This is a genomic window from Yersinia enterocolitica subsp. enterocolitica (assembly GCF_901472495.1).
In the GTDB taxonomy this organism is placed as follows: Bacteria; Pseudomonadota; Gammaproteobacteria; order Enterobacterales; family Enterobacteriaceae; genus Yersinia; species Yersinia enterocolitica.
This window is the reverse complement of record NZ_LR590469.1, coordinates 2074315-2088403: the sequence shown is the minus strand read 5'-3', so window position 1 is coordinate 2088403 and position 14089 is coordinate 2074315. Positions and strand designations below refer to the sequence as shown.

Below are 14089 nucleotides of genomic sequence, written 5' to 3'. Positions count from 1 at the left end.
CGCCCTTGAAGCCACAGGGGTGTTAACTGCGCTCACACACCCGAATCACTTACTTGACTAAGCTCATCGGGATATGTTCACTTGTTGCCTACCTGCGACTCCAATGGCTTTGGGCACCCGTGGTCTTGAAGCCGCAGGGGTGTTAACTGCGCTCACACACCCGAATCACTTACTGGTCGTTGAGCATAAATAAGCTCATCGGGATATGTTCACTTGTTGCTTACCTGCATTCTTACGCCAGTAAATAGCGCTGTGTCATGGCAAACATCGCGATGGCCCGCTGCAAATGATGGGCGTCAAAACGGTTAAGTAGGTAACTTTCAGCCCCTTTGCGTGGGCGAATGCACAGCAACAATTTCGGCTCGCCTGCCTCATCTTTTATGAGATCGAACAGATAGCTGCCGATCTCTTTTTCATTTTCTCGCCAGGAAATTTGTATCGCGGGTAAGGGGTTATCGGCCGTAGGTTGCCTGACGGCAAAAAAGTAATCGCCTGCCCAGAAACCGGCATAATTGCCATCAGCTTGTAAATGTTTGGTGCGGAAAATGGGGGCCGCAGCGAGTTGGTTAATGGCATCCAATGTTATTTCTCGATGCGCTTGCTGCCACAACGGCACATCATTTTCGATTTGCCAGCAGGCCGCGCCCAGATAATCATTCAGCTCGCGCCAATCTTCATCAAGTTGCTGACGTAATTCCTCTTCGAGGATATTGCGGTATTGCTGCATGCCACTAGGTTGCTCGCCCAATGTTTCATAGGTAATTAACTCCATGGTGCGGGGCTTGCGGCGAAAACTCATCCATAACACCACTTTTGGGATACGAAATTCAATCGACTGAATACTCAGCCGGTAGCGGTCTCCTTTATTTACCACAAAGCCGTTGGCGGTCCCGCGCTTATTTTGATAATTGCGAATTATCACCACACTATTTAGCCCCATCCAACCGGTGACATAATGCTCACTATCAGAGTTGGCAATATCCAGGTCTATCACCATTTGGACGATTTTATCGCTCTCGAGCTTGTCTAGCGGATGGGCATCACCAGCGGAGTAGTACAACTTCTCTGGGGCTTCGGGCAACTCAAGGGTTAACATAGCAGGGCCTTCTGGAGTAGGTTTATCAACTCAACATTGTCTGGTTTATAGCTTACCTCAAGCTGTCATACAGATTGCGCTATAACGAGAATTAGGATGAAAATTCGTGCTATAGATCAACTTTTCCGACAGTTGAAGGTCATAGAAATGCAAATTAATATCACGTATGCAAATTTGTTGCACAGAGGCCAGTTCAATCCCTGGCGAGCATACCCGCCATACTTCAAGTTGCATGTGCATTCTGCAACTCGAATTATTTAGGGTATAGATTAATCAGATAATAAGGATTTTCGATAATGAAAGGCCATAAAACCCTCCATTGTCTTGTTACTGCGACGATACTCAGTGCCAGTTCCTGGGCTTTCGCGCAACCTGCGACGAATGCTGCTTTAGTGTCTGCAAGTTCAACGCCTGTTCAGCCCACATTAGCCAAACCCTTGCCTACCACAGCAGATTTACTGCAACAGCCAGTGTATAAAAATAGCTGGCAAAAAATGGTGAAAAGCCAAAAAAACTTACCTGCATGGGCGCGTAAGGGGGTCGGGACATCTGCGCCGTATGCGGTGATCAATTGGGAAGGGCAGCAGTATAAAGTGGGGCGGATTTGTAAACCCCATGATTGTAGTAATAATTTTATGTGGGTAGCCTTTAGTCGGGATGAAAAACAAGTCTGGCAGGCATGGGGGATGCGAGTTTCGGTTGACGACAAGCCAGAAGCGCTAGATGCCCCGAGTAAGTTCGCCACTTATCAATGGTTGGGGCGCCCGAGTGAGAGTATTCAAGCTATGTTGAAAAAGCAGTTAGAGCAAGACCCCAACTGGCACTGATAGCTGATTGTTTTCAAGTTGCAGGAAGGCGGCAAATGAGAGTAGCCAACACACCTGCAACTTGAAAGATGACGGGATATCAGCCAACGCCGGCCTGATGTAGATCGTGCAAGTTGATAGCACCAACCAGTTTGCCATCCAGGTCAACCACCGGTGCCGCGCTGATATGATGCTGATGCAGTGCTTCTAATGCTTCACCGGCACGCCATTGTTCTGGCAATCGGAAACCTGGGCGGGTAATCGCGCCTCCGAGCTGCTGCTGTAGCGTGCCTCCTTTGACCAACCAGCGGCGCAAATCGCCATCAGTGAAAACACCCACGACCTTTTGGTTAGGATCACATACAGCCACCAGCCCTAATCCGGTACGGCTCAGTTCCAACATAGCTTCCATCACGCTGTCGGATTCATTTACCACCGGTAAGCGGTCACCGGTTCTCATTAGATGGTGAACTCGATTGATCAACCGTGCACCCAAACTGCCGCCAGGGTGCGAGCGCGCAAAGTCTTCTGCATTGAAACCGCGATGGCGCATGAGGGCCATCGCCAGTGCATCCCCCATCATTAGTGTATTTACCGCGCTGGAGGTGGGGGCCAGCCCCATCGGGCAAGCTTCATGCTCAACACTGATATCCAGTACACAGGCCGCACCTTGCGCCAGTGGCGACGCTAAACCGCCAGTCATCGCAATCACCGGAATATGGCTGTCTGCCAGCAACGGCAGGATCAAATCCAGTTCTTTAGCTCGACCCGAATAAGAGATAAAAATCAATACATCTTGCGACCCAATCATCCCCAAATCGCCGTGTAATGCTTCGGCGGGGTGAACGAAAAAGGATGGGGTGCCGGTACTGGCCAGTGAGGCGGCGATTTTTTTACCAATATGACCAGATTTGCCAATGCCAGAGACCACCGCTTTACCGGTACAGGCCAATAATAATTCGCAAGCGTGGACAAAATTATTATCCAAACGCGATAACAAACGCTGGGCTTCTGTTAGCTCAATTTCCAGTGTTTCACGGGCATAGGTAAGCAGTGGATTAGTCATCTTTATCAACCAGAATGATGTTAATGCCCATTTTTTGTAGTTCCTGCAAATACTCAGCGCTAATACCTTTATCGGTAATCAGGATATCAACGGCACTCAGTGCACAAACGACATTGGGGCTTTTACGGCCAAATTTGGAAGAGTCGACCAGCAGAATGATGCGACTGGCGGCATGACACATAGCAGTACTGACATGATAAACTTCGTTAAACGTGGTGACACCAGCATTAAGATCAACACCATCTGCACCGATAAACAGTTTATCGAAACTAAACTTATCAAAGGCAGATTCTGCCAGACTGCCATGAAAAGAGGCTGAACCTTTACGGTATGTGCCGCCTGGCATCAAGATAGTCTGATTGTTATCCAGCTCGACCAATTCATTGACGATATGCAAGCTGTTGGTCATCACCGTAATATTGTTGAATTTGGCCAGATGCGGCACCATTTGCAGCACAGTGCTGCCTGCATCAAAAACCAGACTATCACCGTCATTAATCAGTTTACTGGCCGCTTTGGCGATTTGCTTTTTCTTCTCGGTATTAATATGCGTTTTACGATCGATGGGTTGCTCAATATCGTCGCGATTTAACACCACCCCGCCGTAGGTGCGAATAACCGCGCCTTCATTTTCAAGACTGGTTAAATCTTTGCGGATTGTGGTGCCGGTGGTCGAAAAATGGGCGGCGAGTTGATCAACCGCCGTTTTACCGTGCTGCTGGAGATATTCCAGGATAGCGACTTGTCGCTGCTTTGGTTTCATAACGATTCCTGCTCAAGTATTTCCATTGCCTCTTTTTCAGGCATAACTTTCACATGAAAAAGAATAACTTTCATTGTGAAAATATCATGATTTCGGTTTAATCGCTAATGATAGTGCAGTTTGACATGCTGTATCCGTAGGGAAGATCACATCCGGGATTAAATCCTGCTGATGTAACCCATGAAGGTGCGCTAATGTGCGTGGACGGGCAAAAACACTGATTCCTCGCATGATCATGCTGTCACTGACACGCATATTTTCATCAAAAGCCAGCGCCATTACTACTCTGGGTTTAAAACGCCCGCCAGAACGTCCCACACCGACCGATTTACCGTGCTGGCAAAGTCTATCAAAAGCACGGTTAAACCGATTGATTTGCCACCATCCAAGTAAGATTTGCAGTACCCAGGCGATGATGACAATGCTGATTAGTGCGGATGTGGGGGACATAATTTTCTCCTCATACTCTTCGCCCTTGACGCTGCAGCGGTGTTAGCTGCACTCATGCACCCGAATCACTGACTTATGTCAGCTCATCGGGATTTATTCGTTTGCTAACCAGGCGAATCCAAGGGGAAATGTTCCGTTGGGGTCGTAGCGGCCTATACCGCCGGAGCGCCTCTGGGAACAGTCGCCCCGTCGCTCATCGGGACTACAAACTGTTTCAGACAACATATTAAAACATCACTTGCCCGCCGGTGATATTAATTGATTGGCCAGTACAATAGGCGGCTTTATCACTGGCGTAGAACAACAGGGTATTGAGCACATCTTGATAATCGCAACCACGTTTTAGTGGCACTTTATCGGTATAATATTTTTCAACCTCTTCCGGTTTGATGCCCAATTTGGCGGCATACTGCGGTAAAAGTGACTGGAACATCGGCGATTTCAACAGATTTCCTAACATCAGCGAATGGACGGTGATGCCGTAATCAGCCAAATCCAGTGCCAGCGATTGTGTCAAACCCACACCACCAAATTTAGCAGCACTGTAACCAGAGTTGTGTTTGCTGCCCACTTTACCTGATTTGGAATTGATTTGGATGATACGACCAGCAATTCCATCACGAATCATTAGTCGGGAGAACTCACGAGCACATAAGAAGTAACCGACCAGGTTCACTTGCAGTGAGCGGTCAAAATCATCCAGAGGGAAATCAGTGATTGGTGCGGCCTTGGCAATACCCGCACTGTAAACCAGTAAATTGGTTTGATGGAAGCGCTGATCGACCGCTTTTGCCAGCATTTGTACGCTGCTTTCATTGGTGGCATCAACCTGGAAACCTTGTGCGCTGTCTGCACCATATTCGGCATTAATCTGATCAGCAACTAACTGTGCGTTGCCGGAATTCAAGTCAGCAACGGCCACTTTATAACCTGCTTCGGCCAGACCATGGCACAAAAATGCACCCAGAGTTTGCCCACCACCAATCACTACTGCTACTTGTGTCATACATACCTCCAAAATTATCCTTCGGACTAGAAGTCGCAGCGCTGTTAGCCGAATCACTGACGGGGGTCAGCTCATCGGGATTTGTTCGTTTACTGCCTTGCTGCAACTTCAATGACGTTGGATATGAATAAATTAACGAATAAATTTCAATGCACTGCCGACCGGAACATCAGTCGGTGTCGGGCCAATGACATGAATGGAGCCAGGAAATTCAGGCTGCTCATCACCGTTAAAACGGATGGTGATATGGCCCAGCTCACGCAGATTTTGCGTCGCCACTTCACCCACTGCGGTGATGACATAGCGCGTCTCGGCCAATTCCATAATGTTGCCTGCCTGTAATTCCCCATCGGTATCGCTGTGCTGGTGGATAAAACAGAACTCTTCAATATCTTTTGGTGCCCCTTCGCGGAAGGTGATGAGCATGTCATCCAACAGCGCCTCCCGGGCGCTGTCTCCGATATTGGTAATAGTTGTCTGATAAATAGTATTCATACGTACATCCTTAACCGTTGAATGTATTACAGAAAATCTAATGCTTCTGTGTGACTGATAATGTCTTACTGATAAATAAAGGCGGATGCTGCCCAGGCAATCAATACAGTCGGCGCACCTGTCAGGAAGCGGCCAACCAACACTGATGGCACCCCGACACGCACGGTATCTTGCTTCGCTTCAGCCAGAGACAGGCCGACCGGGATGAAGTCACACGCCGCTTGAGCATTAATCGCAAATAAAGCTGGCAGGGCTAATTGTGGTGGGATATTCCCCAAACCAATTTGAACCCCAACCAATACACCGATAACTTGTGCAATCACCGCCCCTGGGCCTAAGAAAGGTGACAACAGCGGGAAGGAGCAGATCAGCGCCAAGAGTACTAATCCAATCGGGCTGCTGGCCAGTGGTGTCAAACCGTGGGCAATAAAGTCACCCAAACCGGATGCCATGATGATGCCGATTAATGCCGAGACGAAGGCCATAAACGGCAGGATGGTTTTCAGTACCGTATCAATGGTGTCGCGGCCTGACTGGAAGAACACGGCAACCACAGAGCCCATGCCCATGCCTACTTTTGCCAACAAACCGTCACTTTGTTCAGTGATTTTCTTCGTTGTGTCGTAATCACGGCCACCTTTGGCGGCGTTTGCTGCTGCCGCTTGCGGTGCAACTTCTACTGCGGGTTCTGTTTGTGCAGTTACGGTAGTTGCGCCATCAGTTTTGCTGATTTTATGGATGTTTTTTTCACGTACACCGGAAACATAGATATCTTCCAGTATGTATTTCGCCATCGGCCCTGATTGACCGGTGGAATGGATGTTGACGGTTGGTATACGGCGTTTCGGATACAGACCACAACGCAGGGTGCCCCCACAGTCAATAATGGCGACAGCGATCTCTTCAGCAGGTGGTTCTCCTTCTTTGAATCCGTCAACCGCTTCCCAACCCGTCAGTTCGCTAATGCGGTCAATAATGGCTGGACGGGTACCCGCGGTGATATAAACAATTTTTTTACCGGGGACGATTGGCAACTCTAATGGGCCACCCCAACCGCCTTCGCCTTTTTCAATCCGGATAAATTCACTCATGATCTGCTCCACACAGTATGCATTTGAATTACATATTAAAGTTGTACGTTACGATCCAGGCGGATGCCCATTTTGCGTTCGAAAATGGATGTCGTCAGGTCAGTAATCCAGCCGCGGAAGAAGTTGGTAACCATCCCGACCAGGAAGTAGCTAACCGCCAGCGGGCCTAATGGCAGACCCAGAGTGGTTAAGCCACTGGCTATACCGAGGTAAACGAATAACTCGCCCGGGTTAATGTGTGGGAACAAACCATTCATTGAGTGGCAGCTATAAGATGCGGCTGCGTAATAACTTGGCTTGTATTTTTCTGGCATAAAACGCCCAAGACTTAATGTCATTGGGTTACAGAATACAAAGGTACCAATCACTGGCAGTAACAGATAACGCGACACGGGGTTACCCGCGCAACGTTGTGCCAATCGCTCAATTCTGTCCTGACCGACAAACTTGATCAGTGCATTCATGATGACTAACAAACTAATTAATAAAGGTAAAATCCCGGTGACCATGCCAACAAAAACTTCTCCCCCTTTTTGGAAGAGTCCGATAAACCACTCGGCTCCATGGGTTATAAGTTCAATCATTCTTCTTCTCCTGTAATCGAGGTTATGGCTGTTTTTATAATCTTTTGTTATCAAAAGAGATTTAGTGTTCCGCGTGCTAAAGCGGTTTCAAAACACTGAGGTACCAGAATGAACTTCAGCATCTTGTTTGTCGCCATGTGCACTACCATAATCATTTTTCAGATCTATTTATTGCATATAGATCACACTTTGAAAGATAAATCTTTCAAAGTGAATATTAAAAATAAAAGAAAATTGAATTGAAATGAAAGGTTTTGCTGTGGGGAATGAAGCTACTTTAACGATTTTTTGGATGGTACAGGGGAGGTGACGAAGCTGGAATGGCAATAAAATCTAGGATATTCATGGGCTAATCATTGATAGCCCATGTTCAGGTCTTTAGCCTAACAACTCGCAATTGGGAGGTAAGCGGCACTGGATAGCATTAGGAATAACCTCAATACGAAAGTTTTTTCCTGACAACGGTTCGCCATCCAGATTAAAAGTGATGTCATGGGGAGCGGTGATTTCGAGCCAGGGCAAAGTGGTCTCAATCACGTTTTTGTTTTTCTCACCACTAAAGACACTGGTCAGCAGGGCGGGAAGCAATTCTTCAGCAATCAACAAACGTAATTGCAGCAGACCATCATTAATCAGTGCATCGGGGCAGAGAGGTTGCCCGCCACCGGCTTGCCTGCCATTACCAATCCCGATGACTAAGGCATCACCCGACCATTCAAAGCCCGGGCCACGAATTTCACAACTGTCAGCTTTAATTGTATCCATGCGCATTAAACCATGAATAAAGTAAGACGCGCCCCCCAACACGGCTTTGAGTTTCTCGGGGGTCTCGGTGGTAATGCGAGTGCCAAAGCCACCTGTCGCCATATTGATGAAATAGTGTTTGTCATTCACTTGTGCTAAATCGATGGCAACCGCTCGCCCTTTAACTGCTAACTGTAATGCGTGGTCTATTTGCAGAGGAATACTGCAACTGGTAGCAAAATCATTGGCCGTGCCCAGTGGCAGAATACCCAAACTGGGGCGATTGGACTCAGGTAATGCTATTAGCGCACTCGCTACCTCATTGATAGTGCCATCCCCCCCGCCAGCAATGATCGTCTCAACTGCCAGTGCCGCTGCTTCATTGACATAGCGTTTTGCATCACCCTGTTCCCAGGTCACGCGAACATGGAGAGTCACACCCTCATCACGCAAGTTTTTGACTGCATTGCGAACATCTTGATTACCCGCTTCTTTACCATTCAGGATGAGAAGGGTATGTGGCATTGAGGTCATAACTTGCTCCAGATCATTTCTTCAATAAGAGTAACAGTAACCCATACTTGTTTATTTTATCTATCAAATTATTCAATAAATAACACAGAATATCAGTAATAGTTTGCCATAATAAAAACAGGTTTTATTTTTACTGAAATATTTATTTAGCGAAGATAAATTTTATTTCGAGTGGGCTATTTGTGATAAGGGGCTATTCTTATTATTATCTAATGCCCTAACAAGAATCATTAATAATAAAAAATGGTGAAAATCACCTATAATCAATGGGTTGTTTAATAAAAAAGAAAAGGCCAGCCCAAGGGAGATTGGGCTAGCCAAGGAGGTGGTTCCTAGTCTTGCTTTAAAACTTTTTTAGTTCTTGATTGTACTCGAGCTATCCTACCCCAGTGTTATTATAATTGATGTGATCCATTTCTAATATTTGCTAAAATGCCATCCTGACGATGGCATTATTTTTTTATTGCTTATCGTTACGCTTTTTCATGAGGATTACGGCTATTTGTCCCGTTCAGATTCCGAATCAACAAGCCATATTCCACATTAATATCCTCTGGGATCGGCAAATACATGATATGTCCGTTACCCGGAGCGACATCTGCCGGTTGGCCCTTTTTATCTTGCATACTTTCAAGGATAAACTGGATATTACCGTTGGGGGTCATCAGCTCAACACTGTCACCGACTGAGAATTTGTTTTTGACGATCACTTCCGCCAGTCCATCACGACGTATACCGGTAAATTCGCCGACAAATTGCTGACGTTCTGAAACCGAATAACCATATTCGTAAGTTTGCTGTTCTTCATGGGCATGACGGCGCAGGAAGCCCTCGGTGTAACCACGATGAGCCAGCCCTTCCAGAGTGGTGAGCAAAGTTGGATCGAAAGGCTTACCGGCCACCGCGTCATCAATTGCACGGCGATACACCTGTGCAGTACGAGCACAATAATAGAATGATTTAGTCCGGCCCTCAATTTTCAGCGAATGTACCCCCATTTTGGTCAGGCGCTCGACATGCTGAATCGCGCGCAGGTCTTTGGAGTTCATGATGTAAGTGCCGTGCTCATCTTCCGACGCTGTCATATATTCACCTGGGCGCTGGGCTTCTTCTATCATAAAGACTTTATCGGTAGGGGCACCGATACCCAATGTCGGCTCGACATTCTTAACGGCAATTGGCTGATGAATATGCACAATATTGCCAACGTCATCTTCTTTGCCTTCCTGGACGTTATATTCCCAGCGACAGGCATTGGTGCAGGTGCCTTGATTCGGGTCGCGCTTGTTGATGTAGCCGGAGAGCAGGCAACGGCCGGAGTAAGCCATGCACAGTGCGCCGTGGACAAAAATTTCCAGTTCCATATCCGGTACTTGCGCGCGGATCTCAGCGATTTCTTCCAGCGATAATTCACGAGAAAGGATCACGCGTGTCAGCCCCATCTGCTGCCAGAATTTAACGGTCGCCCAATTCACGGCGTTAGCTTGTACCGACAGGTGGATGTCCATCTGTGGGAAAGCTTCACGCACCATCATGATCAAACCAGGGTCAGACATAATTAGGGCATCAGGCCCCATATCAATCACCGGTTTTAAATCACGCAGGAAGGTTTTCAGCTTGGAGTTATGGGGGGCAATATTCACCACCACATAGAAGCGTTTGCCCAAAGCATGGGCTTCCTGAATACCTAATGCCAGATTTTCGTGATTGAATTCATTATTACGTACCCGCAGGCTATAGCGCGGCTGTCCGGCATAAACGGCATCTGCGCCATAAGCAAAGGCATAACGCATGTTTTTAAGGGTACCGGCCGGGGATAACAATTCTGGTGTAAAAGGCGTATTGGTTGAAGATGACGATACTTTTGTTAAAGACATATCACGGCTCTCAGTCTGAGTTCAAGTCAGAACCACGCCCGAGGGGTGGTTAAAAGCAGAGGATTGTAACCTTGGCAACTATGAAAATCAGCCATCGCACAATTTTTGTAAGGTTTAAATGATCTGGATCAATTTAGATGATTTTTGCTGATTATCGCTACAAAATTTTTACCTATCACTTGAGCAAAAAATTGCTCATGAGGTGTCTGTGGCCAAATTAATGATACAGATTTTTAATCACGGCTCTTGGCATGATGCTGCTGAATTGACCTTTCCAGCCCCAACTAGCGGAAGGCAGGGGCCCACTATATTAGGTTATGACGGTAACTATGCGATTGAGTGGATGTATCATAATGATGAATTCAGTTGAAAGCGGATCCTGAGGGGATAGTCAGAGTAACCCAATGGGGATCACCTTATGAAGAAGGGGGGAATTTTAACTGGCAAGCTATTATTACTGAGCTATCAGACCTTGCTGATCCCAATCATGTTTTCTTGGCATTTCAACAAACAGCCCAAAAATTAATAGGTCTAAAATCGCGGCTTAAAGCACGGGGGGTACCTGAAAGCATTCTTAGTATGCCGGGAATGGCTTTTGATTATCTGGATGAAAAATTACAGCGATGGGCACAGTTATGAAAATTAAACTTTCGCCTTTGGAGCGCGAAGCTTTGTTACTGGGATTGTTGAGCGAATTTTTCAGTGATCAAGTCTCAACGGGTGAGCTATTACGTCGGTTACGAAAAGATATGCTGAATATGTCTCAGGAGGAATTCTCATCTTTGGTTAAAATTAGTCGACGAACTTTGTCCGATATTGAGACAGATAAAGGGAGCCAGTCATTATCTGTTCTTGGGCGAGCTTTTCGACCTTTTGGTCTGAAAATAGGATTATTGCCGCGTAGTCAGCAGCTGTTAAAAAAGATACTGGAAAAAGAATTTGAAGCAACAGATGGGCAGGGAAAGGTGAAATGAAAGGCGCGGTTAATAGCCCCGCGCGAATACATTTTTAGTAGGATACTTAGGTAAAATAGCGCTATCGAATCAATAAAATTACAGCGTTAGATCTTTAATAATGGTAGTCGGGCCATTTTTTATCACTGAGGCAATACCATTTTTAGCGGCAGCTTCGGAACTGTAGGACTCACTAACACCAATAATCTGATGGTTTTTCGCTTTCAACACAAAATAAGGCTCATTTTTGGTGTTGTGTTTCAGCTCATATTGGCTTTCCAGTGGGGAGTTACTTTGCACCGATGATATGCCATTTTCCGCCGAGGCTTTACTGGCATACATCTCACTGGTGAGAATGATTTCGCCATTACTGGCTTTCAGATTGAAATGATACTGCCCATTCTTTGCCTTCTTAATCTCATAGTGACCCGTGGCCATAATGTTTCTCCTGTTGGTGGTGGTACCTCTAATGAGTGTAGTCAATCACTGAGTCACCACCAACCTAAGATGATGAGATTAAAGTAAACGACAGATCTCAGCTTCCCAGCGATACCCCATTCCATAAACCGCGCGAATAAATGGCTTCTCTCCATCAAGTGCTTCCAGTTTACGGCGCAGGTTTTTGATATGGCTGTCGATAGTGCGGTCAGTCACCACACGGTAATCGTCATACAGGTTATTCAGTAGTTGTTCACGACTAAAAACGTGGCCGGGTTGGGTCGCCAGGATCTTCAGCAAACGAAATTCTGCCGGGGTCAGTTCCAACAGATGGCCCTGATAGCTTGCCTGGAAGCGGGATTCATCGATAATCAGCGGCGCACTCTCACTGGGTTGTTCCCGCTGTTGCTGGCAGCGGCGCAAGATGGTTTTGACCCGAGCCACCACTTCCCGTGGGCTGTATGGTTTGCAGATATAATCGTCAGCACCAATTTCTAATCCCAATAATCGGTCAATTTCTTCTGTCTTCGCGGTGACCATCATGATTGGAACATCGGAAAAACGGCGAATTTCACGGCAAATACTGATGCCATCACTGCCGGGCAACATCAGATCCAGCAAGATAATGGCCGGAGGAGACTGGCGAACTGCGGCGACCACTTCGGCTCCATTGGTAAGCCACTGAGTGCTGTAACCCGCAGCTTGCAGGTAATCGACCAATAGCTGGCCGAGCTTGGGTTCATCTTCAACAATCAATACGGTGCCAGACTGGCTGGCAGACTGAAGCGGTTCGTGCATGACATGAATTACCCTATTGAATGGAATAGCGGAAATACTACCGTAATCCGCAGGCCACCCATAGGTGAATGTTCGGCGCTGATTTTCCCCCCGTGCGCCTCGACAATATTGTGACAAATCGCCAATCCCAATCCCGAGCCGCCACTGGCGCGATTACGTGAGCTTTCGGTGCGATAAAAACGCTCAAAAATACGTTGTAGCTGCTCGTCGCTCAGGCCGGGTTTACTGTCCTGCCAGCGCAGCGTTAAGGTCTCTTCTTCTTGGTGTGCGCTAATGTCTAACTGGCCGCCTTCGTTGGTGTAGCGCAGGCTATTTTCCAGCAGATTGTGAAACAGTTGGTTTAGCCGGTCGGGATCACCGAACATCACCGCTTGTTCCGGAAAATGGGTCGTGATGGTGATATTTTTGCTTTCAAACCGGCCACGGAAGCTGGCTATGGCAATTTGCAGCAGACGGGCCGCATCGAGCTGTGTTTTACGGTAAGCCAACGCGCCTCGGTCGGAAAGCGAAAGCTGGTGTAAGTCGTTAACCAATTTGGTCAGTATCCCGACTTCAGCTTGCAGTGAAATTAACGATTCTGGTGTGGGTGCGCGGACACCATCTTGCAGCGCCTCCAGTTCACCGCGCAGTACCGCCAGCGGAGTGCGTAACTCATGCGAGACATCCGCCATAAAGTCGCGCCGCATCTGCTCATTTTTCTCCAGTGAGCTGGCAAGCTGATTAAAATCTTGCGCCAAACGGCCCAACTCATCACGGCTGCTAACAGCCACGCGAGCACTAAAATCACCCGCTGCCAGCCGATGAGTTCCTTCTACCAGACGTTTGACTGGGGCTAACATGCCGCGCGATAAAATCCAGGTGGCAGCGGCAGCCAGTAAGGTCGACAGCCCGACAATAATCCAACTGGTGCGGCGCTGTTGCCTGTCAAAGTTAATATCAGCATTACGGGTTAGTTTTTCTGGCGGGGTCGACATCACCCAGCCCACCACCTGCTTATTCACGGTTATCGGCTGGCGGCTGGCTTCTTTAGGTACCCGGTCGGTACGGCCTGCCAGCAGATTATTATGACTATCGACCACCCAAAACTGAGCACGCCAGCCATGTGGTGGCAGGTTGCGGCTGTTATCACCACTTTGCTCAAAAGACTTCATTATCTGATAGATAATTTGGTCATTGTTGCGCAGAAAATCCCAATTACCGTAGCGCTGATATTGCACTTCAAGCGCATCCCCCAGCATGGCGATCCTTTGTTCATTACTTTGCTTTATATAATCGATGAAACCGCGCTCAAAGCTGGCTCTAACACCCCAATGCATAGTAATAAGCACCAGCATACAAGTGGCAAATATCGCCATAAACAGTTTTCCGGTAATGCCGATTCTCATGAT

16 protein-coding genes are annotated in these 14089 nt (G+C 47.4%); 3 read left to right on the top strand and 13 right to left on the bottom strand.

Annotated features, from left to right (window positions below; all coding sequences use genetic code 11):
* Positions 1-232: 232 nt before the first annotated feature.
* On the bottom strand, positions 233-1096 hold the full coding sequence (locus tag FGL26_RS09875; RefSeq protein ID WP_005172519.1) for a hypothetical protein: 864 nt from the start codon (positions 1094-1096) through the stop codon (positions 233-235).
* 296 nt (positions 1097-1392) lie between these two features.
* Here FGL26_RS09875 and FGL26_RS09870 point away from each other — a divergent pair, with 296 nt between their 5' ends.
* Positions 1393-1923: an inhibitor of vertebrate lysozyme family protein gene (locus FGL26_RS09870; RefSeq protein WP_005172517.1), complete on the top strand. Its 531-nt coding sequence runs from the start codon at positions 1393-1395 to the stop codon at positions 1921-1923.
* Positions 1924-2002: 79 nt separating this feature from the next.
* On the opposite strand, the gene gutQ is transcribed toward FGL26_RS09870, so the two are convergent.
* The 9 genes from gutQ to trhP form a co-directional block, all read right to left on the bottom strand.
* Entirely contained in the window at positions 2003-2968 is a 966-nt protein-coding gene (gutQ, locus tag FGL26_RS09865) for an arabinose-5-phosphate isomerase GutQ (protein WP_005172515.1), read from the bottom strand.
* Positions 2961-3731 carry a glucitol operon DNA-binding transcriptional repressor SrlR gene (gene srlR / locus FGL26_RS09860; RefSeq protein WP_005172511.1) on the bottom strand — a complete coding sequence of 257 codons (771 nt, stop codon included), beginning with the start codon at positions 3729-3731 and terminating at the stop codon, positions 2961-2963. The genes gutQ and srlR overlap by 8 nt, the downstream gene beginning before the upstream one ends.
* An 84-nt stretch (positions 3732-3815) precedes the next feature.
* Positions 3816-4181, bottom strand: coding sequence for a transcriptional regulator GutM (gutM, locus tag FGL26_RS09855; RefSeq protein WP_005172508.1), 366 nt, complete (start codon positions 4179-4181; stop codon positions 3816-3818).
* A 226-nt stretch (positions 4182-4407) separates the two neighbouring features.
* The gene (gene srlD, locus FGL26_RS09850) at positions 4408-5187 is read right to left on the bottom strand and encodes a sorbitol-6-phosphate dehydrogenase (protein ID WP_005162204.1); all 780 of its coding nucleotides are present in this window, start codon (positions 5185-5187) and stop codon (positions 4408-4410) included.
* 132 nt (positions 5188-5319) lie between these two features.
* On the bottom strand, positions 5320-5682 hold the full coding sequence (gene srlB / locus FGL26_RS09845; RefSeq protein ID WP_005172503.1) for a PTS glucitol/sorbitol transporter subunit IIA: 363 nt from the start codon (positions 5680-5682) through the stop codon (positions 5320-5322).
* A 65-nt stretch (positions 5683-5747) separates the two neighbouring features.
* Positions 5748-6773 (bottom strand): PTS glucitol/sorbitol transporter subunit IIB, encoded by a 1026-nt coding sequence (gene srlE / locus FGL26_RS09840; RefSeq protein WP_005172498.1) that lies wholly within the window; start codon positions 6771-6773, stop codon positions 5748-5750.
* A 35-nt stretch (positions 6774-6808) separates the two neighbouring features.
* Positions 6809-7357, bottom strand: a complete 549-nt coding sequence (gene srlA, locus FGL26_RS09835; protein WP_004391259.1) for a PTS glucitol/sorbitol transporter subunit IIC — start codon at positions 7355-7357, stop codon at positions 6809-6811.
* Between the two features lie 378 nt (positions 7358-7735).
* On the bottom strand, positions 7736-8626 hold the full coding sequence (yegS, locus tag FGL26_RS09830; RefSeq protein ID WP_011815796.1) for a lipid kinase YegS: 891 nt from the start codon (positions 8624-8626) through the stop codon (positions 7736-7738).
* A 482-nt stretch (positions 8627-9108) separates the two neighbouring features.
* Positions 9109-10512 (bottom strand): prephenate-dependent tRNA uridine(34) hydroxylase TrhP, encoded by a 1404-nt coding sequence (gene trhP, locus FGL26_RS09825; protein WP_005172489.1) that lies wholly within the window; start codon positions 10510-10512, stop codon positions 9109-9111.
* A 366-nt stretch (positions 10513-10878) separates the two neighbouring features.
* Between trhP and FGL26_RS09820 the strand changes: the two genes are divergently transcribed.
* Positions 10879-11151 carry a hypothetical protein gene (locus FGL26_RS09820; protein WP_032902942.1) on the top strand — a complete coding sequence of 91 codons (273 nt, stop codon included), beginning with the start codon at positions 10879-10881 and terminating at the stop codon, positions 11149-11151.
* Entirely contained in the window at positions 11148-11486 is a 339-nt protein-coding gene (locus tag FGL26_RS09815; protein WP_005172486.1) for a helix-turn-helix transcriptional regulator, read from the top strand. The genes FGL26_RS09820 and FGL26_RS09815 overlap by 4 nt, the downstream gene beginning before the upstream one ends.
* Positions 11487-11564: 78 nt before the next feature.
* On the opposite strand, the gene FGL26_RS09810 is transcribed toward FGL26_RS09815, so the two are convergent.
* From FGL26_RS09810 to baeS, 3 genes are all read right to left on the bottom strand, one after another.
* On the bottom strand, positions 11565-11903 hold the full coding sequence (locus FGL26_RS09810) for a YegP family protein (RefSeq protein ID WP_005172483.1): 339 nt from the start codon (positions 11901-11903) through the stop codon (positions 11565-11567).
* A 78-nt stretch (positions 11904-11981) separates the two neighbouring features.
* Positions 11982-12701, bottom strand: coding sequence for an envelope stress response regulator BaeR (gene baeR / locus FGL26_RS09805; protein WP_005162192.1), 720 nt, complete (start codon positions 12699-12701; stop codon positions 11982-11984).
* 8 nt (positions 12702-12709) lie between these two features.
* Positions 12710-14086, bottom strand: coding sequence for an envelope stress sensor histidine kinase BaeS (baeS, locus tag FGL26_RS09800; protein WP_005162191.1), 1377 nt, complete (start codon positions 14084-14086; stop codon positions 12710-12712).
* Between the last annotated feature and the right edge of the window lie 3 nt (positions 14087-14089).